A 25,978-nucleotide genomic window follows, 5' to 3' on the forward strand; every position below is an offset into this window, starting at 1 on the left:
GGTGAAGCCATGTCCCGGCCCAACGTGGAAATGCCGTGGAGAACCTTCGGTTACCTGCTTCTCCTGTTCCTCGCGGCTTTATTAGCCGGGTATCTCTTCGCCACCGGGAACCCCGATGCGGCCACGGAGGGCGTTAGAAAACTGGCCGGGCGGATGGGGCCCCTCTCGAACTCCAGCTTCCGGAACTTCATCAGGATATTCACGAACAACTCCCTGGTGGCCCTCTTCATGTTCCTCTCGGGCCTCTTCTTCGGCCTGGGACCGTGGGTGATAATGGCGTTCAACGGTTTCATGGTCGGTCTCGTCGTGGAGGCCGTTCAGAAAAGCGGCAGGCTCTCAACCCATCAGATAATCCTCGGCCTCCTGCCCCACGGGGTCATCGAAATACCGGCGATAGCCCTCGCAGGGGTCTCGGGCATCGTCTGGTACCGGGAGCTGATAAGGGGCGAAGGAGAAACAGGGGAGAGGTTCAAAAGGGGAGCGAAGGAGGGTGCGAAGATACTCGCGGTTTCAGTACTGCTCCTCCTCATCGCGGCCGCCATCGAGGCCTACGTAACCCCGCGCGTTGCCGGCCTCTGAGGCCGCCTTTGATGTTTCTTCCAGTTTCACCGCCCTGAACGTTCCCAGCTCCTCGTAGGTTTCTATCTCCTTGAGGATGACGTCCATGGGGTTCTCAAGACCGCTCACGACGCTCCTTATGTAGGCGCGGTAGCTTCCGTTCATCTCGATCATGCGTTCCGCCGTCCTGGCGACCTCCACCGGATCCGTTGAGTGGAACTCCAGATCGTTCTCCACGAGCCACTTGGTAACGGCGAGAAGCTTTCCCGGGTAGGTTGAGATGGTGGGGGTTCCGAGGGCTATGGCCTCCCTGTTCATTGTTCCCCCCGCCCCTATCATGAGTTTGGCATAGTAGAGCAGGCTGAGGCTGTCAACGGGTCTCTCAGGCATTATCACGTTCTCAAAGCGTTCAAAGCTCTTCCTCTGCTCCTCGGTTCTCGGGAACAGCACCACGGGCATCTCCGGCAGGAGAGGAACCACGTCCTCGAGGACGCTCCTCGGGGGTCCGTGGAAGTAGTTGGCCTTCACCGGCTCGGCGCGCATAACTATGTACCCCCCGGCCTTCAAACCGAGTTCCCTCAGGACACGTCTGTTCGGAAGGAAGCCGTAGAGGTGGGCCAGCTCGGAGAAGCCCTTTACAGGGCGCATGCCGTTGGGGTCGGCACCGCATCTTAGGAGTTCGTAGGCGTCTATGGCGGTTGGATAGAGGAGGAGGGTAGTGTAGGGCAAGATTAGCTTGTTCTGGGCGACGGCGGTGTCGTTGTCGACGAAGCCAATTGATGGTATCTGAAGGCCGAAGGCAACCCTCGGTGCCTCGGTGGAGTGCTTGTAGAGTGCCAGGTCGGGTTTTTCCTCGATGATGAGCTTGGAGAGTTTGTACATCCTCTCACTGCTCGCAAGAAGCTTGCCCTCGAGCGTCGCACCACCGTGCTTTCCCACAACGTAGTAGTCGATTCCGAACATGTCAAGGATACCGGTCAACCCGTCGAACTCCCGGGCCGTGACGAGAACCTCGTGGCCGGCCTTCTCGAGCTCCCTTATTATACCCTTGAAGAAGTGAACGTGAGGAGCGTTCGTGATGTCGATCCATACCTTCATCCCATCCACCGTTTTACTGGACAGTTCTGTTCAATATAAGGGTTTCCCAAAAACGGTTGAGAAGCCTTCTTTTTGAAGCTTTTTAAAGGTGTCAAAAGGCGAAAGAACGTTTAAGACGCTTTCTTTCGATGAAATTGAGGACATGACGGTTCAATGCATCCCTACGGGAAAGGAAGGGAGGATGGATAGGTTTCGAGTTTTGTAACCCCTGAAATCGGTTCGGAAACCGTTTTCTGGAAAAGACTTTTATTCGGTGTTACCACCCAGGATAAAGGGGAAGGAGCATGCTGGAGAAGATAGAGAACAGAACAGCGGAGATAGCCGTAGTCGGTCTGGGTTACATCGGCCTTCCAACGGCCATAACCTTCGCCAACGCCGGTTTCCGTGTCACGGGTTACGAAATACGGAAGGAAGTCGTGGAGAGGATAAACTCGAGAAAGGCCCACATCGTCGAGCCCGAGATAGACGAGCTCCTCAAGAAGGCGGTCGAGAGCGGAAACCTCCGCGCCACCTCCGATCCCGATGATATCAGGGGTAAGGACGCCTACATAATATGCGTCCAGACGCCCCTAAACGAAGATAAGACCCCAAACCTCGGTTACCTCGAGGACGCGGTGAGAACCGTCGCAAGGGCCATGAAGAGGGGCTCCCTGATCGTAATCGAGAGCACGGTCCCCCCTTTGACCACCATCAAGATGGCAAAGCTCATCGAGGAGATAACCGGTCTCAAACCCGGGGAGGACTTCTACATGGTCCACGCCCCGGAGAGGGTGATGCCTGGGAGGATTTTCGAGGAGCTCGTCTATAACTCGCGCATCTTCGGTGGGATAACCCCTGAGAGCGCGGAGCTCGCCGAGAGGCTCTACCGCTCCTTCGTGAAGGGGCGGACCTTCAAAACGAGCTCAACGGTTAGCGAGGTCGTCAAGCTCATGGAGAACACCTTCAGGGACGTCAACATAGCCCTGGCCAACGAGTTCGCCTACCTCGCCCACCAGTACGGCATAGACGTCTTCGAGGCCATCGAGCTCGCCAACACCCACCCCAGGGTCAGGATCCACACGCCCGGGATCGGCGTCGGGGGCCACTGCCTGCCGAAGGACCCCCACCTCCTCGTCTGGCCCGCGAGGGATGACTTTGGCCTGATAAGGCTCGCGAGGGAGATAAACGACGGCATGCCACTGCTCGCGAAGGATCTCCTGTTCGATGCCCTTAAGACGGTCAACCTTCCTCCCGAAAAGGCGGTGGTCGCGGTCCTCGGACTGGCGTACAAGGGGGACAGCGACGACACGAGGAACTCCCCGGCTCTGACCTTCGTGGATGAGATCAGGGACGAGGTTGCGGAGGTCAGGACCCACGACCCCCTCGTCGGTGGAACCCATGAAAACCTTGAGGACGCGCTGAGGGGGGCGGACGCGGCCGTCATCGCCACAGACCACACCGCCTTCAAATCCCTCGACTGGGAAAAGCTCGGAAGCCTGATGAGAACGAAGATCCTCGTCGACGGAAGGCACGTCGTTGAAAATCCGCCCGTGGGCTTCGTATTCAAAGGCGTAGGGAGGGGCGGGTATTGAGGCCGGCCTTCGTCTTCGGAACGAGGCCCGAGATAATCAAGCTCGCCCCGGTTGTGCGGGCCTTCGAGGAGAGGGGCGTGGAGCCCCTTTTGATCCACACGGGCCAGCACTACGACTACGAGATGAGCAGGGTCTTCCTCGAGGAGCTCGAGTTGGACGGCATCGATTACCACTTGGAAGTCGGTTCCGGTACTCAGGCGGAGCAGACCGGAAAGGCCATGGTGAAGATAGAGAGGGTCTTGATGGACGAAAGGCCGGACGTCGTGCTCGTCCAGGGCGACACCAACACGGTCCTGGCCGGTGCCCTTGCGAGCGTCAAGCTCAGGATACCCGTCGCCCACGTTGAGGCAGGTCTCAGGAGCTTCGACAGGACGATGCCGGAGGAGATAAACAGGGTTCTGGCTGACCACGCGAGCGAGGTTCTCTTCCCGCCGACCGAGGATGCAAGGAGGAACCTCGAGCGTGAGGGGATAACCGAGAACGTTTACGTCGTGGGCAACACCATCGTTGATGCGGTCCTCCAGAACTCGGAGATAGCTGAGAGGAAGAGCGACGTCCTCGAGAGGTTCGGCCTCAAACCTAAGGGTTACGTCCTCATAACCGCCCACAGGGCCGAGAACACCGAGAGGGGAAGCCTGGAGAGACTCGTCCGGATACTCGAAGACCTCCCGATGAAGGCCATCTATCCCATGCACCCGCGCACGAGGAGGAGGCTGGAGGAGTTCGGCCTCTGGGGGAGGGTTGGCTCCATCGAGAACCTGATCGTGACCAAACCCCTCGGCTACCTCGATTTCCTGAGGCTGGAGCGGAACGCCTTCGCCGTGATGACGGACTCCGGTGGGGTGCAGGAGGAGAGCATAATCCTCAACGTGCCGTGCCTCACGCTCCGCTACAACACGGAGAGGCCGGAGACGGTTAAGGCGGGGGGCAACGTCCTCGTCGGCCTCGAGAGGGAACGGGCGGTGAGGTACCTCCGCAGGCTCATGGAGGACGGGGAGTTCTACAGAAGGATGGCGGAGGCCCCGAATCCCTTCGGCGACGGAAAGGCAGGTGAGAGGATAGCGGAGATACTGCTAAGGCTCCACGAAAGAGGAGAGCTGAGGGTTAAGGGCTCAAGGTTCATCTGAGGGCTCAAGAGTTTGGGCCCATTCTTCGATTTCCCTTCCAATTTCTCCCGCCAGAACGTCCCAGCAGTCCCCACCGGCCAGTTTGCCGTGTCTCACCTCGAGGACGTTCCAGTATGCCACCTTCAGCGAGTAGGGACTTTCACTTGCATAGGCGGTGGAGTTGGCCCTTTGGAAGAGGTCCGTGGCGAAGTTCCTCAGGTCATCTGTCCTGCTGGAGTCACCGGAGTATTCCCTCTCCACGGAGAGGTAGCTTCCGACGTCACCGCTGGAGCTCATGTAAACGAGCACGCTCGCGTAGCAGTTTCTGTAGTAAATCCTGTTTTCATGTCCGTAAAACGGGACGGAGATTAATTACCCTAAAAAGTTATCGCGTCAGACCTCGGTTCCGATGTAAATGCCGTGCCTCGTCCTCACTATCCTCACCCTTATCCTGTCCCCAACCGCCGCGTCCGTGTTGACGACCTCTATAAGGCGGTCCCTCGCCCTGGCGAGCATCTCGCCCTTGATCCTGCCCGGCAAAACCACCTCAGCCTTGACCACCTCACCCGGACGAAACGCCAGGGGGATGAACTCGCGCTTCTCCATCCCGAAGTGCTTCGGCTTCAGAACGAGGGGTCTCATCCCGGTTTTCTCCTCGAGCTTTCTGAGCCAGGCGTAGAACTCCTTGAAGGGAACCAGTTTTGCTATGGTCGGGTTCCTCCCGAACTTGTAAGGGATGTAGTTCTGGAAGCCGAGGGCCGGCCAGCGCTTTCCCGCCCCTATCCTCCTCGCGAACTCGACGAAGGCCTCGGCCTCGTCGTCGTTTATCCCAAAGATTATGACCGGTGCTATGAGAACGTCTATCCCGGCGTTGACCAGGGCCTCCGCCATGTCGAGGACGTGCTCGAGGTCGTAGCTCTTCATACCCATCAGCATCTTCGCCTTCTCCGGGTCGAGGGAGTGGAGGGAGAGGTTCACCCGGTCCAGCCCGGCCTCGGCCAGCTCTTCAACGAGCCTGTCGTTGAGCAGGGTTCCGTTGCTCTGCATCGAGATAACCGAGACGTTGGGGTGCTCGCGGAGGGCTTGCACCAGCTCCACCCTGAAGGGGTAGATTAAAGGCTCCCCCTGGCCGTCTATGTGGGCCTCGAGCCCCCTGCCCTTTATTCGCGCGACCTCGTCGAACCACCTCATCAGGTAATCGACGTCAACGACGTAGTCGAGCTTTCTCGTCCTCGAGTACGGCCCCTCGTCAACGGAGCAGAAGATGCAGCTGAGGTTGCAGCCGCTCACTCCCCTGACCTGAATCAGGTTCGTTCCCCTGTCTATCAGCCCGAAGGCGTTGTAGCCGAGGAGGGGGACGTCCATGCCCCCGTGGATGTAAAGGACCTTCCTTCCGGTGTAACGGTTCCTGAGGAGTGCCCCGAGGTTGTTCTGGATGTAGATGGCGATGTACTTCTCGAGACCGGGGTAATCCGTCTCGATCACCATGGCGCCGTCCTTCGCCGTTATCTCAGCTGATACCCGGTATCTCCGCCTGATGGCCCTGAAGAGCTCTTCCTTCTCAAAGTCCGCGTAGAGGGTCTCTCGCCAGATCAACCTGATGGTCTCACCGGTGTCCTCAAAGCTGGCGTTGGGGAGCCTGACTTCTACCATGTTCCCGAGTTCCCGGGGAATCTTAAAAAAGCGCCGATGGATAAAAAATCCGGCCTTGATGAAACTTCGGGGCCTTTCTTCCCCAAAGGTTTTTAAAGGAAGGCCCGCTGGAACCATGCGGGCATGGAAACATTTTAATATCATTGGATTAAAGGGTCTATTGATGAACTGATATGGGTGAGGATGATGTGGGGGAAGATAGAGCACTACTTCGATGAATACCCCGTCAGGAAGCAGATAGCCAAGACACTCCTCAGGTACGGTCTCAAGGTCTCGGAGGATATGAAGATCAAGGCCGGGGACATAGAGGTCCCGTACACAAAGATCGCGAAGGCCATCGACGTTGACAGACGCGTTGTGAAGGAGACCGTGGGGATGATACTCAAGATACCCGAGCTGAAGGAGATATACACCAACCTCGAGCCGACGGTCCACATGAAGCACGTTGGCAGACACGTTGGATACGGCGTCATCGAGATAGAACCGGAACCGAGGGCCATAGGAATACTCGCGAAGATAGCCCAGAAGATAGCCGAGAAGGGCATCAACATAGTCCAGGTCGTCGCAGAGGATCCCGAACTGTACCCCGAGGCAACGCTCACGATAATCACGGAGAAGCCCATCCCGGGGGACCTCATCAACGAACTCTCCAAACTCGAGGGCGTCAAGAGGATATCCATCTACTGATGGCCCCCTTCTTTTTATGAAATCTTCCATATGAAATCTTCCTAATTTTCCCATTCGCCGTACTCAGATTTGGGAACTTTGTGGCGTTTTCAACTCCTGCGCCGTGAAGAACCCTTTTTAACATCAGAGGACAAACCTGGGGCCCCCATTTTAACCAAACGTTTTAAACCTTTGTTCTTCGTAGGTAACGTTTATAAGCCATTGTTTTGAACCAAAAATTAGCTTCGTTTAAAACTCTGTGGAAGCACTTCCATCAACCTGTGGAGGGTTGCCGAATGGGAGAGGCAAGCAAAATAAGCCGCTATCTGTACACGGTTATCGTGCTGTTCCTTATATGGCTGTTCCTGACGGCCAGTTTGGACCCGCAGGAGCTGGAAGTTGGCCTGCTGCTGGCACTCATCGTTGGTGCCTTCACCTACGAGATATTCACCACCAGCGGCCTCGCGAACCTCCATCCCAGGAGGGTCGTCTACGCCATAGCCTACGTTCCCTACTTCCTGTGGGCCATGATAATGGCGAACCTCGACGTCGCCTACAGGGTTCTGCATCCCAAGAGACCCATAAACCCGGGGATCGTTGAGTGCAAAACCGTTCTCAAGAGCGACGTGGGAAAGCTCGCCCTCGCGAACTCGATAACGCTAACGCCCGGAACCATCACCCTTGACGTCGACGATGACAGGTACTTCATACACTGGATAAACGTCACGGACGACTCCGTTGAGGGCGCGTCCATGAACATAACCGCCCCCTTTGAAAAGTTCCTGAAGGTGATCTTCGGATGATAGGGATAAACGTCTACCTCGCCCTGATAGCGATAGCGACGCTCCTCAGCATGTACAGGGTCTTCGTGGGTCCCACCACTGCCGACAGGCTCGTCGCGGTTGACATCATGACGACCATAACCACCGGACTAATGGTTCTCTTCGCGCTCTACTACAAGCGGATGATATTCCTCGACGTCGCGCTCGTTTACGCCATACTCGCCTTCGGTGGAGTCATAGCCTTCGCGCGCTACATGGAGGGAGGCCTATGAACGCGCTCACGGCCACGGGTGAAGCTCTCGTCCTCATCGGAACGTTCTTCTACTTCCTATCGGCCCTCGGTCTCATCAGGATGCCCGACGTCTACAACAGGATGCAGACCTCCACCAAGAGCGCCACCCTCGGCTCGCTCGGTGTTATGCTCGGCGTCGGAATCTGGGCTCTCGGAACGGACTTCGGAAACGTCGCCTGGCTCACCAAGACCATAACCATCGCGATCTTTCTCCTGCTGACCAACCCGATAAGCGCTCACACGCTCATAAGGGCCGCCTACAAGAGCGGCATCCCCCTGTGGGAGGGCAGTGTAGTTGACAGGTACCGCGAGCACCTCGAGAGCAGGAAGGCAGAGGTTGAAGAAGCGGAGAAAACCCCCGAGGAGGGTGGTGAGGAATGAACGCGATAGCCATTATCGAGTACCTAATAGTTGGTATAATGATACTCTCCGCGGTACTCGCGGTGGAGTGGAGGGACCTGCTGGCGGCCGCCGTCGGAATGGCCGCGGTGAGCCTGTTCGCCTCGATACTGTTCTTCATGTTGCAGGCGCCGGACGTCGCGATGACGGAGGCGGCTATAGGCGCGGCCCTCAGTGCGGCGGTGTTCATCTTCGCGATAAAGAGAACCCAGCGCTTTGAGACGGAGGAAGAGGAGAAGCCCGGCTGGTGGGTGAGGTGGTGAAGATGCTCAAGCGCTCGCTTGCGATACTCACGCTCCTCATAATCGGCTACTGGCTCGCCCAGGGCCTCGCAGGGGTGCCCTTCGGCCAGGACAGGATGCTCGTCGGACACTACTACCTCGAGCACGTGAAGGAGCAGACCGGCGCGGTCAACGCGGTAACCGCCATAGTCGTCAACTACCGTGGTTTCGATACGCTCGGTGAGGTCACCGTCCTGTTCATAGCCTCAACCGGTGTCGCCGCCCTCCTCTGGAGGAAAAAGAAGAAGAGGAGCGCCAAGACTGAGGGCTCTGTGGTCCTCACAACCGGAACGAGACTTTTGGTTCCCTTCGTGATACTCTTCGGTTCGTACATCTTCATCCACGGGCACCTCACCCCGGGCGGAGGATTCCCCGGTGGAGCCACCATAGCGACGGGCTTCCTCCTGCTGTACATGGCCTTCACGACCTACGAGATACCCCACAGGGGCTTCGAGAAGACCGAAGGAATCGCCGGAATGAGCTACGTCCTCGTGGGCCTCATCGGCCTTGGAATAGGCGGTTACTTCCTCTTCGACTGGATATGGCAGACCTGGCAGTTAGGCACTGACAACATCGGCAGGCTGTTCAGCGGCGGCTTCATACCGATAATCTACATCCTGATAGGAATCAAGGTCGGCACGGAGCTCAGCGGAATCATCGACAACATGGTGAAGGAGGAGGTGAGCGAATGATCAGCGTCTACTACTTCGGTGCCATCTCGCTCATCCTCATAGGCCTCTACGCCGTCCTCGTCAAGAAGAACCTGCTCAAGATACTCATAGGGCTGAGCATAATGGAGACCGGTGTCAACCTTCTCCTCATCAGCATCGGTTACGTCTCGGGGAGGAGCGCACCAATACTGAGCGAGGGGATCGGGCCGAACCAGGCAGTTGACCCGATACCGCAGGCCCTCGTCCTCACGGCCATAGTCATAGGCGTAGCAACCACCGCAATGGCCCTTAGCGTCGCCATGCTGATTTACGAGAAGTATGGAACGCTCAACATCGAGGAGATAAGGAGGTTGAGAGGATGAACGGACAGTACGCCTCCCTGCTCATAGCTTTGCCTCTCATAAGCGCGTTCTTCGTGCCCCTGATCAAGGGCGCCGGAAAGAACGCCATCAAGTCATACCTCGTGCTGATAACGGCCCTTCAAACCGGAGTGGCCGCGTGGGTGTTCCAGGAGGTTTACTCCACAGGGAAGCCGATGATCGTCATGGCGGGTGGCTGGAAACCGCCCGTTGGAATCAACCTCTACATCGGCCACTTCGCGGCGCTGTTCGTGCTGATAGTAGCGGCCGTCAGCTTCCTGATGGCGATCTTCAGCTTCAAAGCGGTTAACGTCGAGCCGATAGACAAGTACGCCATGCTGTTCCTGCTCCTCATGCTCGGTGCGACGGGCATGATAGCGACGGGCGATATCTTCAACCTCTTCGTCTTCATGGAGATAACCTCAATCAGCGCCTACGCCCTCACGGCCTACAACAAGACCGGAGAGGCGGCCGAGGCCTCGATGAAGTACATAGTCCTCGGCGGAATCGGCTCGAGCTTCTTCCTCGTAGGAGTGGCTCTGATCTACGGCGCCCTCGGAACCCTCAACATGGCCCAGATAGCCCAGCTCGCCTCAACGCTGAACCCGACCGTCGCCCAGGTGGGACTGGCGCTGGTAGTCTTCGGCCTGGCGGTTGAAGCCGAGATCTTCCCGCTCAACGCGTGGGCACCTGACGCCTACCAGGCGGCACCCCACCCGATAACGGTGATGTTCTCGGCCTTCGTCGTCAAAGCGGGCCTCTACGCCATGGCCAGGATCGTCTACCTCATGAAGGACGTCGGGAGCTGGAGTTCGATCCTCAAACTGCTCGTCATCCTGGCGACCCTCACGGTCATCGTTGCAGAGCTTGCCGCACTCAGGCAGAGGAACGTCAAGAGGATGATAGCCTACTCGAGCATATCCCAGATAGGTCTTATCGCCCTCGCCTTCGCTCTCGGAACCCAGAGCGGCGTCGATGCAGGGGTATTTCACATGATAAACCACGCCATAGTCAAGGCCCTCCTCTTCTTGGCCGTGGGCTACGTTGCGGTGGCCCTCGGTGGGGCGGAGATGGAGAACTTCAGGGGGCTCGGAAAGAGGATGCCCGTCACGGCCTTCACCATATCCGTTGGCGCCATAGCCACCGTCGGGGTACCGCTGTTCAACATCTTCTGGAGCAAGATAAGGATAATACTCGCGACGCTCTCGGTCGGCTACACCTGGGCCGCCGCGCTCGTTCTGGCGGCGAGCGTTGTGGAGGCGGTCTATTACTTCAGGCTGCTCCACGTCATATGGTTCGAGGGGACCGGCGAGAGGATGCACGAGAACATGGCGATGGGCATCATGTTGCTGTTCCTCGCCGCGCTGGTTATCGTCATTGGGGTCTATCCAAGCTACGCCTGGAACCTCGCCCAGAAGGCTGGAAACGACATCTTCAACGTCGCCCAGTACGTTAAGAACGTACCACTGATGGGGGTGGGAGCATGAGCAACGAACTCCTTATCATACTTCTTAGCCCATTAATAGCGGGAGTCCTGGCATGGGTGCTCGATATAAAGGGAGTTAGAGAACTCATCGGCCTCGTGGGTGCCGCCGTGCCGGTGGCCTACCTCGCCAAGCTTTACTCAACTGTTACAAATGAGGCCATCACCTATTCGATCAAGGTGAGCGGTTTCAACCTTGGATTCCAGCTCAACACCATAACCTGGTACTTCGCGGCCATAGCCTCACTCGTGGGGCTCGCGATGGCCCTCGGCATGGTCTCCACCTCAAAGAGCTCCTACGACTGGCTCTTCGCGCTCATGAGCTACACGGGAGTCCTCGGGGTCTTCCTGAGCCAGGACTTCGTGGGCTTCTTCCTGTTCTGGGAGATAATGACCTTCGCCAGCTTCATGATGGTCCTCAAGAGGAACAGGCACGAGTCACTAAAGTACTTCGTGCTGAGCGTCATTGGAGCCTACTCGATGCTGATAGCGATAGGCATCCTGTACGCCAAGACCGGAGCCCTCGACTTCGCCACGATAGGCAAAGTTCTCTACATGGACGCGAGCCTCGGAACGATAGGCACCGGTGAAACGGCCCTCATCTTCGGGCTGTTGCTTGCGGCCTTCGGTGTCAAGGCGGGTATGTTCCCGCTCTATGTCTGGGCACCGGGAGCGTACAGCGAGAACGACCAGAGCTACACCGCCTTCTTCAGCGGCGTCCTCAGCAAAGCCGGGGTCTACGGTTTCCTCCTGCTCTACATGCTTATGTTCTACAAACTCTACGCGGCCCTGGGGACGTTCCACGGACACATGACGTTCGCGTACATAATAGCCTGGCTGGGCGCCATAACCGTCGTGGTGGCGAGCTTCCTCGCGGTTCTCCAGGAGGATATCAGGAAGCTCTTCGCCTACTCGTCCATCGGGCAGGTCGGTTACATACTGCTCGCCTTCGGAATCGGAAGTGGCCTCGGCTTCGCTGGAGGTCTCTTCCACGTGCTCAGCCACGCGGTCTTCAAGGGCCTCTTCTGGCTGGTGACCGCGGCCATAATCCTCAGGACTGGAAAGACCCAGTTCAAGGACATGGGCGGCCTCGCCGAGAAGATGCCCTACACGTTCGCGATGGGCATGATAGCGGTCCTGAGCCTCGCGGGCATCCCCCCGATGGCGGGCTTCGCGAGCAAGTGGCTCATCTACGAGGCGGCCATAAGCGCCCACATGCCGCTCGTCGCTGGTTCAATATTCCTCGGAAGCGCCCTGGCCTTCGCCTACGTCGTCAGGTTCCTCTACGCCGTCTGGTTCGGCCAGAGGCCAAGCGACCTTGAGGACGTTAAGGAAGCTCCACTCCCGCTCCTGATAGCCATGACGGTACTCGCCATCCCGAACGTGCTCTTCGGTGTTGCACCGGGAATTGTCACGGGGTACATCAACAAGATGCTCGGAGGAGAAGTCGTTACCGGCAACTACTACAAGCTGGTCACGCCCACGGGAACCTACAACGCCCTGCTCATAGCGATAGTCCTTGTAATCGGTTTAGCCATAGCCGGGCTTGTATACCTCTACGGGGCAAAGGTGAGGAAGATAAAGGTGACGAACACCTATCAGTCGGGTAACCCGGTCACCGAGGAGTTCAACCTCAGCATCAGGAAGAACTTCTACAGGCCGCTGGCAGAGGCCCTCGGTTTCTGGCTCAGGTACAGCTGGGACAGGTTCTACGAGCGCCTTGCCGGTGTGGTGGAGGATTTCGCGGATACGCTGAGGGAGAGTTCCTACAACGGCAACGTCCAGAGCTACTCGTGGTACCTCGCGATAATACTGCTGATACTCGCGCTGTGGGGGGTGTTGTGAATGGTCAACTGGATGCTCAGCCTTGAGGTCATTGGGATACTGATCTACGCCACCATCGTGGGATTCATATTCATGGGTATCGAGAGGAAAGCGATGGCGAGGATACAGCGCCGCGTCGGACCGCCCATTTACCAGCCGATAATAGACACCCTCAAACTGCTCGGAAAGAAGGAGAGCGTGAGCCACGGCATCATCTACGACTTTGGACCGGTGTTCGCCCTCGGGGCCACCATCCTCGCGCTCCTCTTCCTCCCCATCGCGAACTTCAGGCTCTTCAGCACCAACGCCGATTTGATAGTCGTGGCCTACCTCCTCGAGGTGCCGATGCTCGGAATAATGCTGGGTGCCATGAGCTCAGGCAACCCCTACTCCGCCCTCGGTGTTCAGCGTGGCCTGCTCACCATGGTGGCTATGCAGCTGCCCTACGGTCTGGCTTTAATAGCCCTCGTCCAGCACTGGGGAACCTTCAAGCTTAACGAGCTGGTGGCGCTCCAGCAGGCCCACGGGTGGAGCATCCTGGTTCCGGCACTGTTCCTTGCCATGATAGTCTTCGACATAGTCTTCCAGGCGATGCTGGGCCTCGAGCCCTTCGACATCATAACAGCCCCGGCGGAAATCTCCATGGGTCCGATGGTCGAGTACGGCGGCAAGCATGCGGCCCTGCTCTTCACCCAGCACGCGGTTCAGCTCTTCGCGGAGACGGCGTTCTTTACAATACTCTTCCTCGGCGGTGCAAGCAACCTCCTCGAGCTCTTCATCAAACAGCTGGCGGTGCTCTTCATAGCGATATTCGTGGCCAGCATCTACCCGAGGTTCACCATCGACCAGGCCGCGAAGTTCTTCTGGAAGTGGCCGACGATACTCGGAATAATAGCCGTCCTGTTGACGATGTGAGGTGATGTGGATGGGCGAGATGGAGAATAGGAAGAATGACGGGTTCATCAGCTACGAACTCCAGGAGTTCAAGGTCTTCGAGCCCCTGTTCAGGTGGGCGAGGAAGAAGAGCCTCTGGATAGTGGCATTCTGTACGGGCTGCGGCGGTATCGAGATGCCGCCCTTAGCTACCGCCCGCTACGACTTCGAGCGCTTCGGAATAATGCCCAATCCGGCTCCGAGGATGGCTGACCTGTTCCTCATCACGGGCTACGTGACGCCGAAGACCCTCAAGAGAATCATCATCACCTACGAGATGATGCAGGACCCCAAGTACGTCCTGGCCCACGGCTCGTGCCCGATAAACGGCGGCGTCTACTGGGACTCCTACAACGTTGTGAAGCAACTTGACAAGTACATTCCCGTTGATGTCGTGATAGCGGGTTGCATGCCCAGACCGGAAGCGGTAATGGACGGAATAACCGAGATAATGCGCAAGATAGAGGACGGAACCGCTGACGGGTGGAAGAGGTACAGGGAGAACTACGAGTGGTATAGGAAGAACCAGGACGAGCTCTTTGGAGAAGGCTGGCGTGAGAGGGAAGCCAGGAGGTGGCTGGCATGGATATGAACGAGAAGCCGAAGGTCGAGGAGAAGGTTGAGGAGGTCCCGAAGCTTCCCGACACGAAGGAAGGTAAACTGGTCGCCGAGATACTCGAGAAGGCTCCCTACGTGGAAGGAAGTGTTAAACGCGAGAGGCGCGTTGAGTTCAAGGTCCCCGCGGACAGGATAAAGGAGTTCCTCGAGGTCGCAAGCGGGAAGTTCGAGATGCTCATGCAGATAAGCGTCGTCGACTGGCTCAAGGAGGGGGAGTTCGAGCTCGTATACCAGCTGTGGAGCGTAAGCGAAAGCGTCCACGCCTTCGTGAGGACGAGGATACCGAGGGAGAACGCCAGGATGCCCACGGCCATGGGCATCTGGCCGGTGGCGGAGACCTACGAGAGGGAGGCGCATGAGTTCTTCGGGATAATCTTCGAGGGCAACCCGAGGCTCGGTCCCTTCATCCTTGAACCGAGGGAGTACGAGAAGCACCCGCTCAGGAAGGACTTCAACATGCTGGGCTACGTCAAGGCTATTTACGGCGAGGATTTCGACAGGTACGATGAGAGCAAGACCAACTACGTGATATGAGGTGGTGATCATGGCGAATTTGGAAGTCCCGAGGGAACTTAAGGAAGAGGCAAAGGCGCACGACATGTACCTTCATCCGATAGACAAAGACACCTACGAGCTGTTCTTCGGTCCGCAGCACATGGCCACCGAGAACTTCAGCATAATCCTCAAGATGGACGGGAACAGGATTGAGAAGGCCATCGTCAACCCCGGCTTCCTTCACAGGGGCTTTGAAAAGCTGGCCGAGCAGAGACCGTACTTCACCAACATCGCCCTCCTCCTCCGTATATGCGTTCCGGAGAGCGACGTTCCCGAGAACATCTACTCCATGGCCGTCGACGAGATAGTCGGCTGGGAGGTTCCTGAGAGGGCGCAGTGGATAAGGACGACCGTCCTCGAGATGGCGAGGATGAGTGCGTGGATGTTCTGGATAATGGGCTTTGGAAACGAGATAGGCCTCTACACCGCCGGACAGTGGGCGGCCGCTTACCGTGAGAGGTTCATGCGCCTGTACGAGGAACTCACCGGTGGAAGGGTCTACCACATCTACACGGTCCCCGGCGGCGTCAGGAGGGACATACCGGGCGACAGGTGGCTCAGGCAGCTCCGCGACACCGTTGAGTACATCAGGTCCAAGCTCAAGGACTTCGACGAGATACTCTTCGACAACTACATCACCTTCGCGAGGACGGAGGGCGTCGGTGTAATGGACAGGAAGTTCGCGCTGAAGCACGCGGTGACCGGGCCAAACCTCCGCGCCACGGGCGTTCCCTATGATGTCAGGAAGGACGACCCCTACCTCCTTTATCCGGAGCTCGAGTTCGAGGTCCCGGTTCTGAAGGAGGGAGACAGCCTCGCGAGGGTTCTCGTGAGGAGGTACGAGATGGAGCAGGATCTCTACATCCTGGAGCAGCTCCTCGACATGGGGCCGCCCAGCGGGCCCTACATGGTGAAGGACGCGAGACTCAAGGCATTGCCGAGGTTCAGACCACCTAAAGGGGAGGCCTACGCCCATGTCGAGAGCACCAAGGGCGATTTCGGAGCGTACGTGGTCAGCGATGGGACGCACAAGCCCTACCGCGTCCACATCCGCGGCCCGAGCCAGAGCCACGGCGTTACCGTGCTTGAAGAGCTCCTGAAGGGAGCGCGCCTCGCGGACGTGCCGGTCATACTGAAGACCCTCGACAACTGTCCGCCGGACATAGACAGGTGATGAAGATGGAGAGCGTTGAGAAGCCCAAGGTTAGGGTCGTCGGCGAGGAGAAGGTCAGGCTCAAGAAGTCATTCGTAAAGCCGTGGATGGGCGTAAAGTACCTCTTCAAGAAGCCGGTCACCATAAAGATACCCTTCGAGAAGATAGAACCGGCACCGAAGTACAGGGGATTCCACACCCTTGACTGGAAGAAGTGCGTCGGCTGTAACTTCTGCGGCCAGATATGCCCCGCAAGGGCCATCGAGATGACGTGGATCGAAGGGGAGAAGAGGCCGCATCCAAAGATAGACTACGGAAGGTGCACGTTCTGCCAGTTCTGCGTTGACGTGTGCCCGACCGGGGCTCTGGGGTTCAGCGAGAACTACTACCTCACCACCGGCGGCTTCGAGGAGGACCTGGAGCTCTACGACTGGGTGCCGATAAACCCGAACAAGGTAAAGGAGCTCAACGAGAAGTTCAGAGACTACCGCTTCCCGGTCGAGAGGATCGAGAAGCGCGAGGACGGCACCCGCATCTACCGCCTGCGCGACGGAGAGAAGATAGAGTTCAAGGTACTCGGCTACGGCATCAGACCGCCGAAGAAGCCGACACCGACAAAACCCGCAAAAACGGCCGAGAAAAAAGACGAAACGTCCGCAAAGACCGAAGGAAAGAAGGAGTGAGCTTTTCTTTTCTCTTTCCCACCTCCATATTTCAGCATAACCTTTTAAAGTTATAATTCAACTTATTATCGGTGGTTACATGGGTATGGAGCTGAGAAACGAAAAGAACCTTGGGCTTATAGGTTCCATCTTGGTTCTGGTAGGTGGTTTCACGGGCGTTATCCCTTACTGGGGGACGATAGCGGCCGGTATATCGCTCGTCGGGGAAATACTCGTGCTCATAGCCCTGAATGGAATAGGCGACAAGCTCGGAGACGACAGACCCTTCAGGTACTACCTCTACTCCGTGATAGCGACGATAGGCATACTCGTCGTTGCGGTGATTCTGATAGTAATGGGCGTTCTTGCAATGGCGAGCACGGGCATGACCTTCAACGAGACTCCGGAGCAGGTCCTCGGGGCCATTGGAATGGGAATGATGTTCATTGGACTTGCGCTCGTACTTGTGGCCGTCGTGGTCGGTTTCTATTACGCCGTGAAGACATGGAGGGTCACCTACGAGCTCACGGGCGTCGAGGAGTTCGATGAAACGGCCACCTTCATAAAGTGGGGCGCCATAACCGCGGTGATCCTCGTGGGAATTCTTCTCCTCCTCGCTGCGGAAATCTACCAGATAATAGCCTTCGCGAACCTGCCGGAGGAGATGGAGAGGGAACCCGAGATTACCCCTACCTAATTTTTCCACTTTTTCAGGTAAACCTTTTAAGAACAAACGCCGTTTTATTTTTGGTGATGCCTTTGGGTATAGACGTCAGCGGCGAGCGGAACCTCGGGCTGTGGGGTTCCGTGCTGGCCCTGCTCGGTGGCTTCGTGCCCTACCTGAGAAGCATCCTCGGGCTAATTGGGTTCGTCATGGTCTTGATGGCGCTCAAAGGGATAAGCGATAAGGTCGGCGATGACAGACCCTTCAGGAACTACCTCTTCGTCTTCGTGTCTGGGGTCGCGGTCGTCGTCCTCATCCTCTTCCTGATCTTCGGGAGTCTCTCCGGGCTCTGGAGGGCCGAGATCCACGAGGAGACGCACTGGGGAGCTCCTGGTGGAAGTACATCGGCAGACTACGAGATGCACGTTCCGCTCCCCATCATCAGCGGCATCGTCCTCCTCTTTATCCTCATGGTGGTCGTCATGGCCTACTTCGAGATAAAGACATGGGAGGCGATGTACGAGATAACCGGCACCAGGGAGTTCGGGGACGCGGCCAACTGGTTCAAGTGGGGGGCTGTAACCTCAATCGTGCTCGTCGGTCTCCTGCTCCTGTTCATAGCCAGGATATTCGTCATACTGGGCTTCCACAGCATGCCCGATGAACTGGAAGAAAAAGGAACCACAGATTTCGCCATCGACTCTCCGATAGCTTGAGGCCGCCCGGCCTTGTTCTTATCCGTCCAAGAAAATTGGAGATAGGGTCAGAGTACCCTATCGAGGACTATCGCCGTCAGGGCGCCGACAGCCATCCCTGACTCCAGTATGCTCGATACCACCTTCGGGAAGGCCGCGAGGAACTCCGGCGGAAGCTGGGGGGCGCCCAGACCCGCTATGAGCGCCGCCGCGAGGATAAGGGTGTTCCTGTCCGTGAACTCGACCCTCTCCTTTATCAGCCTCAATCCCGTGACGCTTATCATCCCGTATAGGGCCAGGGTCAAACCGCCGAGAACCGGGGCGGGCATCGAGGCCAGCACCCCCGCGAACTTCGGGAGGAGGGAGAGGAGTACCAGCATAACGGCCCCCATCTGCACCACGTACCTGCTACCCACCCGGGTCAGGGCCACAACACCTATGTTCTCGGAGTAGCTCGTCGTTCCGCAGGCCCCGAGGACGCCCGCCACGGAACAAGCCAAGCCCTCGCTTCCTATGCCCCTCGCTATTCTCCCCTCGGTTATCTCGGAGCCGGTTACGGCCGCTATGGCGTGGTAATCGCCGACGCTCTCGATTATGCTCACCATGAAGGCGAAGAGGAGCAGGACTACCGCGGTGGTGTCGAAGACGGGAGCGCCCCACGGGAAGGGCCGCGGAATGCCCACAAGTGGCATGTCCCGTACAGTCCCGAAGTCCACGAGGCCGAGTGGAACGCTCAGCAGGTAGCCAACCGCCGCGCCCACAACGACGGGCATCGCCCTGAGACTCCCCTTTGCCCTCAGCGCCACGAAGACCGTCGTCAGAAAGGTCACCGCGGCCACGAGGGTTGCCCTCGGAATGGTCCCCCCTGACGGATCCGCGTAGAAGTTGAAGAAGTTCTTGACGGCGACGTCGGCGAGGCTGAAGCCGATGAGGGTTATCGTAACGCCCGTGACCAGAGGGGTGAAAAGTTTCCTCACCTTCCCGATTATCCCGAGCCACCCTACGGCGGCCTCGATGAGCCCCCCAACTATCAGGGCGCCCTGGACGGCGGCCATTCCGAGGCTCGAACCTATGGTTATCAGCCCGGGAATGAAGGCGAAGCTCGACCCCTGGACTATGGGATACCGCGACCCGATCGTCGTCTGGAGTAGTGTCGCTATTCCCATCGCCAGCAGAACCGCCTGGATCATGAGGGCAACCTCGGAGCCACCAAGGCCGATGGCACCGCCAACGACGAGCGGTACCGTGACGGTGGCCCCGAACATCGCCAGAACGTGCTGGAGTCCGAAAACCAAAGCCTTCACGGGCTCGACTCTTTCCTCAATTCCAACCTTTAGAACCTGACTTTCAACAGCTTCCATCCTTTCCATTGAAGCCCGCTCATCCTGTGTAAAAATTAGTTTAAAAAGCTTTCGGAAGAGATGAAAATAAACAGAAAAATGTTAATCACCATCCCTGAACCTTCGTCAGAACCTCGTCCGGGACCCTGCCCTCCTCAACGTCACCTACGGCCCGCTCCAGCCTGTCCAGGCCCTCATCGAGGAGCTCCTCCTCTATCGTGAGCGGTGGCTGTATCCTCAGGACGTTGCCCTGGAGGAAGGCAACTATTAGACCGAGCTCGTAGGCCCGCCACACAACCTTTCTCGCCTCTTCATAGGCCCTTTCCTTCGTTTCCCGGTCCTTGACGAGGTCAACACCGAGCATCAGACCGAGGCCGCGGACGTCGCCTATGAGCTCGTGCTCCTCCTTCATCCTATCCAGCCGCTTTTTCGCGCGTTTTCCCAGTCTCTCGGCCCTCCTCAGAAGGTCTTTCTCCTCAATTTCCTCGATAACGGCCAGGGCCGCCCTGCTCGCCACGGGGTTTCCGCTGAGCGTGAACGCGTGCCCGAGGGGCGGCAGGGAATCGAGGATTTCTCCCCTACCGATTATCGCGCTTATCGGGAGTCCCCCGCCGAGGGGCTTCGCCAGGGTTATTACGTCAGGTTTAACTCCGAAGTGCTCTATCGCGAACCACCTCCCCGTTCTCCCGAGTCCGCTCTGAACCTCGTCAACCACCAGGAGGATACCGTGTTCATCGAGGATCCTCTTCAGCCTTTTGAAGTAATCCTTAGGAGGAACGATCATGCCGGCATCGCCCTGTATCGGCTCGGCGAAGAGGGCGGCAACCCCGTCCGCGTAGACTTCTCCCTCGAACTTGGATTTCAAGTAGTCGAGGCACTCAAAGTGACAGCTCCCGGGCTCTTTGCCGAAGGGACAGCGGTAGCAGTTCGGGTAGGGGATGTAGTGAACGTCACTCAGCTCGCCGACGATGGAGCGAACCTCGAACTCGAGGCCGGTTACGCTCATCGCACCGTAGGTTGAACCGTAATAACTCCTGAGATAGCTCAAGATGGCCCTTCTCTTAGTATAAGCCCTCGCGAACTTTATCGCGCCGTCGTTGGCGTCGCTCCCTGTCAGTCCAAAGCTCACCTTTGGATTCTCAACCGGCGCTATCTTTGCCAGCTTCTCGGCCAAAAGAAGGGGCTCAAGGGGAAAGCCGTAGATGAACGTGAAGTGGATTAACCTTTCCGCCTGCTCCTTTATCGCCTCTACAACCCGCGGATTGTTGTGACCGACGTTCTGAACCGCCGCATCGCTCAGGAAGTCTATGTAATCCCTGCCTTCAACGTCCCAGACGAGGGCGTTCCTGGCTTTGACCCCGACTATGGGCGCGTACGTTACGCGCGCCGCCCTTGGAAAAACCCGTGAATAGCGCTCCAGAACCTCCTCCTTACTCGGTGAACCCATACCCTCACCGTACTGCTATACGCGTTTGAAATTAATATGGATTTCGCCTAAATTTTACTGATTTAGCGGAAATATTTAAAAGATTATCAATAAATCAGCAAAAATGGTGGTAAATAATGCTGAATAATGGGCATATCGACGAACTCGACAGGAGGATACTCCACGTCCTCCAGGAGGACGGGAGGGCGAGCTACTCCGAGATAGCCAGAAGGCTCAAGGTCCCCGAATCAACGGTGAGGCTTCGCGTGAAGAAACTCCGAGAGAAGGGCGTCATCAGAAAGTTTGCGGCGCTGATAAACCCCTTCAAGGCCGGTTACACCATAGTCGCCTTCATAGCGGTGGACGTTGAGCCGAGCAAAATCAAAAAGGCCGCTGAGGAGCTGAGCAAACTGCCAGAGGTGGACGTCCTCGGCATAGCAACGGGAGCGCACGACATCCTTATGCAGGTGACCGTGAAAGACCTTCAGGAGCTGGAGAGTTTCCTCATAGAAAAGCTCGGAAAGGTGGAGGGAATAAGGAGCACGGAAACATCGATCCTGACGAGCGTGAAAAAGTGGGGCTACGCGAGGGTGTTTTAGGTAACCCTCTCCAGCCCGTCCTTCTTCACTATGTAAGTGTCCTCATGCTTTATCGCGCCCTCGGGGATCATGAGGGGTGAGTGTATAACCGTCAGAACCATGTTCTCCCGAACCTTCGCGGCCCTCTGGGGAACGACTATCGTGGCTATCGGCGGCTCCTCTATGAGGAGACCGACGCCGTGGGTGTAGCCCGCTATGTAAGAACCGCCAAAGCCCCTCTCCCTGTAGAACTTCTCGAGCTTCCTTTCCACCGCGTTCAGCGTAACGCCAACCCGGGTCTCCTCGAGCGCCATCCGGTATGCCTCCTCCTTGACCTCTATGGCCTTCTTAACCCTCTCGCCCGGCTCCCCGACGACGAAGGTCCTCGCGGTGTTGGCGTAGTAGTGGTTGTAGTCGGCGCCTATGACGACCGTAACCACGCCGTTTTCGGGAACCTTGAGGTCTCTGAAGGGCTCGGCGTGGGCCCTCGGCGTCGTCGAGACGTAGACCTTCGGATCCTCGCTCCCGCTGAGCATGAGCTCCCTGACCACCTCAGCCGCCACCTCAAGCTCGCTTAGTCCGGGTTTTATCGTCTCCTCCGCGACCTTCATGCCCCTTGCCGCTATCCTCCCGGCACTCCTGATGTTGTCGAGCTCCCACTCGTCCTTCACCATTCTAAGCCTCATGGTCAGGTCGAATACGTCAACGACCTCGACCGTCGGGTTGAGGCGCTCGAATATCTTCAGGAATATGAGGTAAGCGTCCCTCTCGATCCCGAACTCGAGCCCGACCCTCCCAAAGCCGTTCCTGCCTATCCAGCTTACGACGCCCGCCATGAGCTCCTCGGCGCGCTGGAACTCCACGACGTTCTCTATCCAGCTCCTCTGCCTGAAGAGCTCGGCCTCACCCTTGACGGTGTAGACGATGGGCTCCCCCTCAGCCGGGATAAGGAGGCTCGGCCGCAACCACTTGATCCCCGTGAAGTATATGAAACTCGAGAGGGTTCTTATCACCGCTCCGTCTATATCGTTCTCCCTCAGGAGCTCCTGAAAGCGCTCAACGCGCCTTTTAAATATCTCGGGTTTTCCCATCATCATTCACACCCGTATTATGTTAGGTGGTTTCCCTTTTAACCTCAACCCTCCAGTCGAGGAGCCTCTTCTCACCTTCAATCTTCCTGTACTCGGCGATGTCCATCGTCATCTCAAGCGTCCCCATGTAGTTCCCGCCCTTATCGAAGAGCGGCACGTACTTGATGTAAACGTACTTCGGACCGAGGTGGAGCCAGAAGGTCGCCTCGCTCTTCCTGCCCTCCTTGAAGGCCCTCAGGATCCTGTTGACGATATGGACGCTCTTCGGCGGGTGGCAGAGCTGGACCGGCCTTCCGAGCACGGAGAGGGTTCTGTCGAATATCCTCTCGCCGGGTGAGAAGAACCTGACGCGGTCGTCCCTATCGATGAACGTCACGTCAACGGGGAGTGCCTCGAATACCGCCCTGAGCTCTTCGACGTTCATATAACCAGTGCCCATGTCTACGTCGCCCTCGCGCTTGAGCTCCGATTTATCGAATTCCAGCGGTTTTCCCTTCAGTGCCTGCTGGACCTCCTTTGGAAGGCCTAGGAGCTGTTCAACGCTGAGCTCCGGGTCTATCTCCCAGGGATGGAGGGGCTTGACGTCCTCGCCGGGATCCCATGCGGGCGGGTTAACCTTGTAAAAGCCCATCTCCTCTTCCTGCTCCCTGATGGCCTTCCACTCGCCGTCTGTGAGTAGGGCCTTGAGGGTTGGGTAGTAGATGTTATTCTCCCTGAATACCATATCGCTGAGAGCGAAGGAGAGCTTCCCACCTTTCTCCACCAATCTGGAGGTGAACTCGTCCCAGGGGAGCTCGTTCTTCCTCTTCAGAAGCTCCGCAAAGTGCTTTATCATAAACCTTATCTCGTCGTGTTTCGTCCAGAGGACGGTGGCTATCGCGGTAAGTCCCCTGCGCTCGATGTACGGGAAGATCAGCATCTCCTCCCTGTTGTAGTGGGTGAAGCCGACCCCCCTGAGGTCACTGATCAGCTCCTCCAGAACGCCAAGGATCTCCTTCCCCATCCTTTCGTCCTTCGTCGAAGCTAATGTTCTCGCGTAGAGGTTCAGCATCTCGGCGTCCTTCATTATCTCCTTATTCTCAGCGTAGAGCGTCTTGAGAGGGTGGCCGTCCGGCAGGTCCCTCTCCTCGAGTTCGTCCGTTCCGGCCACGGACTCCCTGAAAAGCTCGACGTGGAGGTCGCACATCTTCGCTATGTCCTTGGCAGAGACGCCCTCCTTAACGAGTTCCTGCTCTACGATTGGAATCTCAAGGGGCGAGATACCGCTCAGAACCTGGCGGAACTCCTCTTTAAGGGTGTTAACGTCTTCCCCGTTGTGAATCCTGAGGATGAGCTTCTTCAGTTCCTCCTTCTTGTGTTCACGATTGTTTAGTAATTCGGTCACTTTATCACCTTCATGACAAGTGTCATATTAGGTACTTTTAAGTGTTTCTGGACATAGTTGCCCAGCAACGTTTATATGTCGCATGTCATAAAAGGAACGGTGATAAAAGATGATGCTCGACGTCCGTGGAGTACAGCCTCCCCAGCCGGCGATTAGGATTGCGGAGGCCCTAGGTAAGCTCAAAGTAAGAGAGACCCTCGAGGTGATAGGCGACAGGCCCTTCGTCGATTTCATTCCAGGGCTCGAGGAAGCGGGTTACGAGATCGAGGTTAAGGAGGTCGGAGGGGCGTTCGTCCTCAGGGTAACGAAGACCGAGAACTCAAGGGAGCTCTCGATGGAAGTCAGGGAGTGCGACGATAAGCTGGACGAGATAACGGAGAATACCAACGTGGGCAAGCTCCTCAAGGCCTACCCGGAGTCGTTGAGGGTACTCGTGAAGTACGGTTTCTCGCCCCTCGAGACCCCCGGGACGAGGAGGAGCCTCGCAAAAACGATAACCCTGAGGAAGGCGAAGGAGCTCATCGGGATGAGCGACGGGAAGTTTGAGGAGATGATGGAGGAACTTAGGGCCATCAAAAGGATCAAAGCCTGAACTTTTCCTTGATTCTTTAATTATTGAAATAGCTAATTAAACACTTCCATTTTTCAAGAGGTAGGAAAGGAGAAAAGGGAGAGGAGATCAATCTACATCCTTCGCAAAGGCGGAACCCTCCTCCACTTTACCCCCTTCCACATCATATCCTGAACGTCAGCCCCGGGTTGTGGTGAGTCCGATAGCAAGGGACCCTTGGAATCCCAAAATCTCGTGGAAACCCTTAAATATTCCATCCGTCATAAACTCTACCATGAGGACCAACGCCTTCGAGGTGGCCTCGCGCTACGTTTACCCCTCGCTGAGAAGGAGACTCGTCGAGATACTCCGCGAGAAGGGGCTCAAACAGGTAGAGATAGCGGAGTTGCTCCACATAACCCAGTCCGCCGTTTCTCGATACCTCGGGATGGACAGGGGCGCGCTGGTGGACGTTTCCCGATACCCCGATATAGACGGGGAACTCCGGTCTCTCGTGGAGGAGGTCATCGAGAGAAAGCCCGATGAATACTATATTCACAGGCGTTTGGTTGAGATCTCCCTGGAGATGCTCGGAAAGGGTTACGTCTGCTCTTTCCACTCAAAGATCGACCCCGAGGTAAACCCCGAGGAGTGCCGCGTCTGCCTCGAACTTTTCGGGTGATCTAAGTCCCCTCGGCCCGGCTAAGACAAAGTTTAATACGTTTTGAGGAGATTCTCAATGAGGTGGTTGAAATGAAAAGGGCCCTCGTTACACTCACGCCGCCTGAGGGCAAGAGGCTCATCGCCAGGGCCGTTGCGGCGATGCCGGAAGTTCAGGACGCCCTCAAACACGGTTTCGTGTACATAGCCACGGGTACCACCGCGGCCTACGTGGCCGAGGAGATACTCGGCGAGGACATCGAGAAGGAGAAGTGGACGGTCGGAGTTATAAGCAGGGGTAGAACCTGCGTCACACCGAAGGAGACCTGGCCGAAGCACCTCGTCCTCTACAGGGGCGAGCCCTTCGACGACCCGCTCGAGGCCCTCAAAAGGATGGGGCCGAGGGATGTCTTCATCAAGGGCGCCAACGCGATAGACATCAACTGGAACGTGGCGGTTTTCGCGGCCGCCCCCGACGGCGGGACGATAGGGAAAACCTACGGCTGGACGATAACCAAGGGGGTCTTCACGATAACGCCGGTGAGCCTCGAGAAGTTCGTGCCGACGCCCGTGGAGGAGAGCGCCAGGCTCACGGGCATACACTCCTTCGACTGGGGGACGGGCCTCTACGCGGCGCTCGTGCCTATACCCCACTCCCACCCGGTTACCGAAGTTGAGGCCTACAGAATTCTTGCGGGCGTTGAGGCCATCCCGATAGCCGCAGGAGGTGCCGGGGAAGCCGAGGGGAGCGTTACCCTCGTCCTCGAGGGGGACGAGGAGGCGATGGAGCGGGCGAGGGAGGTAACCAAAGAGGTTAAAGGGGAACCCTACCTCAGGCCCTACACGGAGGACTGCTCGGTCTGCCCCTTCGCAAAGATATGCGGCCCTGGAAGCGGTGCCCTCTGAGATGGTGCCGGTGAAGCGCT

30 protein-coding genes are annotated in these 25,978 nt (G+C 57.4%); 23 read left to right on the plus strand and 7 right to left on the minus strand.

Annotated elements, in window-relative coordinates:
- The first annotated feature begins 9 nt into the window (after nucleotides 1-9).
- On the plus strand, nucleotides 10-579 hold the full coding sequence (locus A3L02_RS02560; RefSeq protein WP_088862482.1) for a stage II sporulation protein M: 570 nt from the start codon (nucleotides 10-12) through the stop codon (nucleotides 577-579).
- Here the strand turns inward: A3L02_RS02560 and A3L02_RS02565 are convergent.
- Entirely contained in the window at nucleotides 511-1,656 is a 1,146-nt protein-coding gene (locus tag A3L02_RS02565; RefSeq protein WP_088862483.1) for a DUF354 domain-containing protein, read from the minus strand. The genes A3L02_RS02560 and A3L02_RS02565 overlap by 69 nt on opposite strands.
- A gap of 284 nt (nucleotides 1,657-1,940) precedes the next feature.
- On the opposite strand from A3L02_RS02565, the gene A3L02_RS02570 reads away from it, so the two are divergent.
- Nucleotides 1,941-3,227, plus strand: a complete 1,287-nt coding sequence (locus A3L02_RS02570) for a UDP-N-acetyl-D-mannosamine dehydrogenase (RefSeq protein WP_088862484.1) — start codon at nucleotides 1,941-1,943, stop codon at nucleotides 3,225-3,227.
- Nucleotides 3,224-4,354: a non-hydrolyzing UDP-N-acetylglucosamine 2-epimerase gene (gene wecB, locus A3L02_RS02575; RefSeq protein ID WP_088862485.1), complete on the plus strand. Its 1,131-nt coding sequence runs from the start codon at nucleotides 3,224-3,226 to the stop codon at nucleotides 4,352-4,354. The genes A3L02_RS02570 and wecB overlap by 4 nt, the downstream gene beginning before the upstream one ends.
- Here wecB and A3L02_RS02580 read toward each other — a convergent pair.
- Together A3L02_RS02580 and A3L02_RS02585 are read right to left on the minus strand one after the other, a co-directional pair.
- Nucleotides 4,340-4,642, minus strand: coding sequence for a hypothetical protein (locus tag A3L02_RS02580; protein WP_088862486.1), 303 nt, complete (start codon nucleotides 4,640-4,642; stop codon nucleotides 4,340-4,342). The genes wecB and A3L02_RS02580 overlap by 15 nt on opposite strands.
- A gap of 84 nt (nucleotides 4,643-4,726) precedes the next feature.
- Complete coding sequence (locus tag A3L02_RS02585) at nucleotides 4,727-5,986, minus strand: radical SAM protein (protein ID WP_088862487.1); 1,260 nt, start codon at nucleotides 5,984-5,986, stop codon at nucleotides 4,727-4,729.
- Nucleotides 5,987-6,172: 186 nt separating this feature from the next.
- On the opposite strand from A3L02_RS02585, the gene A3L02_RS02590 reads away from it, so the two are divergent.
- The 16 genes from A3L02_RS02590 to A3L02_RS02665 all read left to right on the plus strand — a co-directional run bounded on the left by A3L02_RS02590 (nucleotide 6,173) and on the right by A3L02_RS02665 (nucleotide 18,044).
- The gene (locus A3L02_RS02590) at nucleotides 6,173-6,673 is read left to right on the plus strand and encodes a regulator (RefSeq protein WP_088862488.1); all 501 of its coding nucleotides are present in this window, start codon (nucleotides 6,173-6,175) and stop codon (nucleotides 6,671-6,673) included.
- Nucleotides 6,674-6,948: 275 nt separating this feature from the next.
- Nucleotides 6,949-7,455 carry a Na+/H+ antiporter subunit E gene (locus tag A3L02_RS02595; RefSeq protein ID WP_088862489.1) on the plus strand — a complete coding sequence of 169 codons (507 nt, stop codon included), beginning with the start codon at nucleotides 6,949-6,951 and terminating at the stop codon, nucleotides 7,453-7,455.
- Nucleotides 7,452-7,706 (plus strand): monovalent cation/H+ antiporter complex subunit F, encoded by a 255-nt coding sequence (locus tag A3L02_RS02600; protein WP_054833975.1) that lies wholly within the window; start codon nucleotides 7,452-7,454, stop codon nucleotides 7,704-7,706. Before A3L02_RS02595 ends, A3L02_RS02600 begins: the two co-directional genes overlap by 4 nt.
- The gene (gene mnhG / locus A3L02_RS02605; RefSeq protein ID WP_088862490.1) at nucleotides 7,703-8,107 is read left to right on the plus strand and encodes a monovalent cation/H(+) antiporter subunit G; all 405 of its coding nucleotides are present in this window, start codon (nucleotides 7,703-7,705) and stop codon (nucleotides 8,105-8,107) included. The genes A3L02_RS02600 and mnhG overlap by 4 nt, the downstream gene beginning before the upstream one ends.
- Nucleotides 8,104-8,388, plus strand: a complete 285-nt coding sequence (locus A3L02_RS02610; RefSeq protein ID WP_054833976.1) for a DUF4040 domain-containing protein — start codon at nucleotides 8,104-8,106, stop codon at nucleotides 8,386-8,388. Before mnhG ends, A3L02_RS02610 begins: the two co-directional genes overlap by 4 nt.
- A 2-nt stretch (nucleotides 8,389-8,390) precedes the next feature.
- Nucleotides 8,391-9,098: a Na(+)/H(+) antiporter subunit B gene (locus tag A3L02_RS02615; protein WP_088862491.1), complete on the plus strand. Its 708-nt coding sequence runs from the start codon at nucleotides 8,391-8,393 to the stop codon at nucleotides 9,096-9,098.
- Complete coding sequence (locus A3L02_RS02620; RefSeq protein ID WP_088862492.1) at nucleotides 9,095-9,439, plus strand: NADH-quinone oxidoreductase subunit K; 345 nt, start codon at nucleotides 9,095-9,097, stop codon at nucleotides 9,437-9,439. The genes A3L02_RS02615 and A3L02_RS02620 overlap by 4 nt, the downstream gene beginning before the upstream one ends.
- Entirely contained in the window at nucleotides 9,436-10,923 is a 1,488-nt protein-coding gene (locus A3L02_RS02625; RefSeq protein ID WP_088862493.1) for a proton-conducting transporter transmembrane domain-containing protein, read from the plus strand. Before A3L02_RS02620 ends, A3L02_RS02625 begins: the two co-directional genes overlap by 4 nt.
- Nucleotides 10,920-12,764 (plus strand): proton-conducting transporter transmembrane domain-containing protein, encoded by a 1,845-nt coding sequence (locus A3L02_RS02630; RefSeq protein ID WP_088862494.1) that lies wholly within the window; start codon nucleotides 10,920-10,922, stop codon nucleotides 12,762-12,764. The genes A3L02_RS02625 and A3L02_RS02630 overlap by 4 nt, the downstream gene beginning before the upstream one ends.
- Nucleotides 12,765-13,658, plus strand: a complete 894-nt coding sequence (locus tag A3L02_RS02635; protein ID WP_088862495.1) for a respiratory chain complex I subunit 1 family protein — start codon at nucleotides 12,765-12,767, stop codon at nucleotides 13,656-13,658. It abuts the gene before it with no gap.
- Between the two features lie 19 nt (nucleotides 13,659-13,677).
- Nucleotides 13,678-14,268, plus strand: a complete 591-nt coding sequence (locus tag A3L02_RS02640; RefSeq protein WP_088863807.1) for a NuoB/complex I 20 kDa subunit family protein — start codon at nucleotides 13,678-13,680, stop codon at nucleotides 14,266-14,268.
- Nucleotides 14,259-14,828 carry an NADH-quinone oxidoreductase subunit C gene (locus tag A3L02_RS02645; RefSeq protein WP_088862496.1) on the plus strand — a complete coding sequence of 190 codons (570 nt, stop codon included), beginning with the start codon at nucleotides 14,259-14,261 and terminating at the stop codon, nucleotides 14,826-14,828. Before A3L02_RS02640 ends, A3L02_RS02645 begins: the two co-directional genes overlap by 10 nt.
- 10 nt (nucleotides 14,829-14,838) lie before the next feature.
- The gene (locus A3L02_RS02650; protein WP_088862497.1) at nucleotides 14,839-16,023 is read left to right on the plus strand and encodes an NADH-quinone oxidoreductase subunit D; all 1,185 of its coding nucleotides are present in this window, start codon (nucleotides 14,839-14,841) and stop codon (nucleotides 16,021-16,023) included.
- 5 nt (nucleotides 16,024-16,028) lie between these two features.
- Nucleotides 16,029-16,685, plus strand: a complete 657-nt coding sequence (gene nuoI / locus A3L02_RS02655) for an NADH-quinone oxidoreductase subunit NuoI (protein WP_088862498.1) — start codon at nucleotides 16,029-16,031, stop codon at nucleotides 16,683-16,685.
- 79 nt (nucleotides 16,686-16,764) lie between these two features.
- On the plus strand, nucleotides 16,765-17,361 hold the full coding sequence (locus tag A3L02_RS02660) for a DUF996 domain-containing protein (protein ID WP_088862499.1): 597 nt from the start codon (nucleotides 16,765-16,767) through the stop codon (nucleotides 17,359-17,361).
- A 56-nt stretch (nucleotides 17,362-17,417) separates the two neighbouring features.
- Nucleotides 17,418-18,044: a DUF996 domain-containing protein gene (locus tag A3L02_RS02665; RefSeq protein WP_088862500.1), complete on the plus strand. Its 627-nt coding sequence runs from the start codon at nucleotides 17,418-17,420 to the stop codon at nucleotides 18,042-18,044.
- Nucleotides 18,045-18,091: 47 nt separating this feature from the next.
- Here A3L02_RS02665 and A3L02_RS02670 read toward each other — a convergent pair whose 3' ends face one another.
- Both A3L02_RS02670 and A3L02_RS02675 read right to left on the minus strand, forming a co-directional pair.
- The gene (locus A3L02_RS02670; protein WP_088862501.1) at nucleotides 18,092-19,393 is read right to left on the minus strand and encodes a uracil-xanthine permease family protein; all 1,302 of its coding nucleotides are present in this window, start codon (nucleotides 19,391-19,393) and stop codon (nucleotides 18,092-18,094) included.
- A 76-nt stretch (nucleotides 19,394-19,469) separates the two neighbouring features.
- Entirely contained in the window at nucleotides 19,470-20,810 is a 1,341-nt protein-coding gene (locus tag A3L02_RS02675) for a leucine/methionine racemase (protein ID WP_088862502.1), read from the minus strand.
- A gap of 116 nt (nucleotides 20,811-20,926) precedes the next feature.
- Between A3L02_RS02675 and A3L02_RS02680 the strand changes: the two genes are divergently transcribed.
- Nucleotides 20,927-21,388 (plus strand): Lrp/AsnC family transcriptional regulator, encoded by a 462-nt coding sequence (locus A3L02_RS02680; protein WP_088862503.1) that lies wholly within the window; start codon nucleotides 20,927-20,929, stop codon nucleotides 21,386-21,388.
- On the opposite strand, the gene A3L02_RS02685 is transcribed toward A3L02_RS02680, so the two are convergent.
- Together A3L02_RS02685 and A3L02_RS02690 are read right to left on the minus strand one after the other, a co-directional pair.
- A complete protein-coding gene (locus A3L02_RS02685) occupies nucleotides 21,385-22,461 on the minus strand; it encodes a M24 family metallopeptidase (protein WP_088862504.1) in 1,077 nt (358 codons plus the stop codon). The two genes, A3L02_RS02680 and A3L02_RS02685, sit on opposite strands and share 4 nt — an antisense overlap.
- 19 nt (nucleotides 22,462-22,480) lie before the next feature.
- Nucleotides 22,481-23,842 (minus strand): DUF438 domain-containing protein, encoded by a 1,362-nt coding sequence (locus tag A3L02_RS02690; RefSeq protein ID WP_088862505.1) that lies wholly within the window; start codon nucleotides 23,840-23,842, stop codon nucleotides 22,481-22,483.
- A gap of 109 nt (nucleotides 23,843-23,951) precedes the next feature.
- On the opposite strand from A3L02_RS02690, the gene A3L02_RS02695 reads away from it, so the two are divergent.
- The 3 genes from A3L02_RS02695 to A3L02_RS02705 all read left to right on the plus strand — a co-directional run bounded on the left by A3L02_RS02695 (nucleotide 23,952) and on the right by A3L02_RS02705 (nucleotide 25,958).
- Entirely contained in the window at nucleotides 23,952-24,434 is a 483-nt protein-coding gene (locus A3L02_RS02695; RefSeq protein ID WP_088862506.1) for a DUF1858 domain-containing protein, read from the plus strand.
- A 253-nt stretch (nucleotides 24,435-24,687) separates the two neighbouring features.
- Entirely contained in the window at nucleotides 24,688-25,074 is a 387-nt protein-coding gene (locus A3L02_RS02700) for a transcriptional regulator (protein WP_088862507.1), read from the plus strand.
- A 71-nt stretch (nucleotides 25,075-25,145) separates the two neighbouring features.
- A complete protein-coding gene (locus A3L02_RS02705) occupies nucleotides 25,146-25,958 on the plus strand; it encodes a sugar phosphate isomerase family (protein ID WP_088862508.1) in 813 nt (270 codons plus the stop codon).
- Nucleotides 25,959-25,978: the final 20 nt, after the last annotated feature.

This window comes from Thermococcus celer Vu 13 = JCM 8558, assembly GCF_002214365.1.
Classification (GTDB): domain Archaea; phylum Methanobacteriota_B; class Thermococci; order Thermococcales; family Thermococcaceae; genus Thermococcus; species Thermococcus celer.